Annotated in this window: 2 protein-coding genes and 1 pseudogene; all 3 read left to right on the top strand. The window is 62.6% G+C overall.

Annotation, left to right across the window (positions count from 1 at the left end):
• A partial coding sequence (locus tag PQR02_RS40125) for a molybdopterin oxidoreductase family protein (protein WP_408243340.1) occupies positions 1 to 955 on the top strand: 955 nt, incomplete at its 5' end.
• A gap of 8 nt (positions 956 to 963) precedes the next feature.
• Positions 964 to 1,199: pseudogene (locus PQR02_RS40120) on the top strand (formate dehydrogenase subunit delta).
• 146 nt (positions 1,200 to 1,345) lie between these two features.
• Entirely contained in the window at positions 1,346 to 2,341 is a 996-nt protein-coding gene (locus tag PQR02_RS40115) for a 2-dehydropantoate 2-reductase (RefSeq protein WP_408243339.1), read from the top strand.
• The last annotated feature ends 149 nt before the right edge of the window (positions 2,342 to 2,490 follow it).

Here is a 2,490-nt window from a genome sequence, read left to right as displayed (position 1 = left end):
CCTCTATTGCCAGGGCGAGGACATCGTGCAGTCGGACCCGAACACGCATCATGTGTCGGCGGCGCTGTCGTCGATGGAATGCATCGTCGTTCAGGACATCTTCCTCAACGAGACCGCCAAGTACGCGCACGTGCTGCTGCCCGGTTCGTCGTTCCTCGAAAAGGACGGCACCTTCACCAATGCGGAGCGCCGCATTTCGCGGGTGCGCAAGGTGATGCCGCCGATTCCGGGCTACGCCGACTGGGAGGTCACGGTGCTGCTCTCGCGCGCGCTCGGCTACGAAATGGACTACACGCATCCGTCGCAGATCATGGACGAGATCGCGCGTCTCACGCCGACTTTCCACGGCGTGTCGTATCGCAAGATCGACGAACTCGGCAGCATCCAATGGCCCTGCAACGAGGACGCGCCGGACGGCACGCCGACCATGCACGTCGATACTTTCGTGCGCGGCAAGGGCCGGTTCGTGATCACGAAGTTCATCGCATCGCCGGAAAAGGTCACGCGCAAATTCCCGCTAGTGCTCACGACCGGCCGCATCCTGTCGCAGTACAACGTGGGCGCGCAAACGCGCCGCACAGAGAACTCGCGCTGGCACGACGAGGACCGGCTCGAACTGCATCCGCACGACGCCGAGGAACGTGGCATCAAGACCGACGACTGGGTCGGCATCGAATCGCGCGCGGGGCAAACCGTGTTGCGCGCGAAGGTGACCGAGCGCATGCAGCCGGGCGTCGTCTATACGACGTTCCACTTCCCCGAATCGGGCGCGAACGTGATCACCACCGATAGCTCGGATTGGGCGACCAACTGTCCGGAATACAAGGTGACCGCGGTGCAGGTGACGCCGGTCGAACAGCCGTCGCAATGGCAGCAGGACTATTCGCGTTTCAACACCGAACAGCTCGATCTGCTGAAGCAGCGCGAGTTGGCCAACGCGACATCGGGCAAGTGAGGGCCGCCATGGACAATCAGAACCTGATCGACATGGCCAACCGGATCGGCGATTTTTGCGATTCGATGCCCGACCGCGAGGAAGCGCTCACCGGCATTGCCGGCCATATCCGCCGTTTCTGGGACCGCGCATGCGGCGTGCGTTGATGGCAGTGCGCGATACGCCGAACAATGAGGCGTTGTGCCAGATCGCGCGTGAGGCGCTGGCGGGCCATCGCGCTGAGTTGACGCCCGCTCGAGCATAAGCGGCGAACCCTGCGGCGGCGGCATAGCTTGCGCCCGCCGGCGCACGGTCATTACGCACCGCCGGGAAAAATTCGCATCGTCGGAGTCGAAACGGATGTCGATTTCGACGCGACAGCGTTCGTGACTTCAAAACAGGAGGAGACAGATGAAGATCTGTATTTATGGCGCCGGCGCGATCGGCGCGTACCTCGGTGCACAACTCGCACTGGCTGGCGCCGACGTCAGTTTCGTGGCGCGCGGCCCGCACCTCGCCGCCATGCAGGCAAACGGCGTACGTCTGCAGATCGACGGTACCGAGCGTATCGTCAAGGTGCGTTGCTCAGCGGACCCGCGTGAACTCGGCGTGCAGGACTATGTGATCGTTGCGCTGAAGGCGCATTCGGTGCCGGGCGTGGTGGGCGCGATGCAGCCCTTGCTGGGGCCGGACACGGCGATCGTTACCGCCGTAAACGGCATCCCGTACTGGTATTTCTACAAGCATGGCGGCGAATTCGCCGACACCACGCTCGACAGCATCGACCCGGGCGGCAAGCAGTGGAACCAGCTCGGACCCGAGCGGGCGATCGGTTGCGTGGTGTATCCGGCCGCCGAAATCGTCGAGCCGGGCGTGATTCGCCATGTGTACGGCAAGAAATTCCCGATCGGCGAGCCGGGCGGCGAACGTACGGCGCGGATCCAGAAACTGCATGAAGCCATGGCGGCGGCGGATCTGGACGCACCGATCCGCGACACGATCCGCGACGAGATCTGGCTGAAGCTATGGGGCAATCTCTGCTTCAATCCGATTAGCGCGCTGACCCACGCGACGCTGGACGTCATCGCGAGCAATCCGGCCACGCGCGCGGTATCGCGAACGATGATGCTGGAAGCCAAAGCGATCGGCGACCGCTTAGGCGTGTATTTCCGCGTGGATGTCGAAAGGCGCATCGATGGCGCGGGGGCGGTCGGCGCCCACAAGACCTCGATGTTGCAGGATCTTGAAGCCAACCGCCCGATGGAGATCGACCCACTGCTTACCGTTGTCCAGGAAATAGGCCGGCTGGTCGGCGAGGCAACGCCGACGATCGATACGGTGCTGGCATTGATCAAGCTGCGCGAGTGCATTGCGCAGCAAGCGCCGGTTCAGGCAGCTTCTTCGTGACATACCGACAGACGGTCCATCGCAATAATCGAACATTTGCACCGGAACCGGCCACAGTGAAAGCGAGCTTGGGTGCCTCCACTTTTAACACCCCGCTCGGCGTCGCAAATGAGAATCTGCGATTCAAAGCAAATCGCAGTTCAATCCAA

This window comes from Paraburkholderia sediminicola, from assembly GCF_046026895.1.
GTDB classification, from domain to species: Bacteria; Pseudomonadota; Gammaproteobacteria; order Burkholderiales; family Burkholderiaceae; genus Paraburkholderia; species Paraburkholderia sediminicola_C.
Note: the sequence above shows the minus strand (reverse complement) of the source record. Positions and strands in the feature narration are given on the sequence as shown.

Bases quoted from the DNA above. Each gene is read 5' to 3' on its own strand.
- PQR02_RS40115 (WP_408243339.1), top strand. From the start codon at position 1,346: ATGAAGATCTGTATTTATGGCGCCGGCGCGATCGGCGCGTACCTCGGT.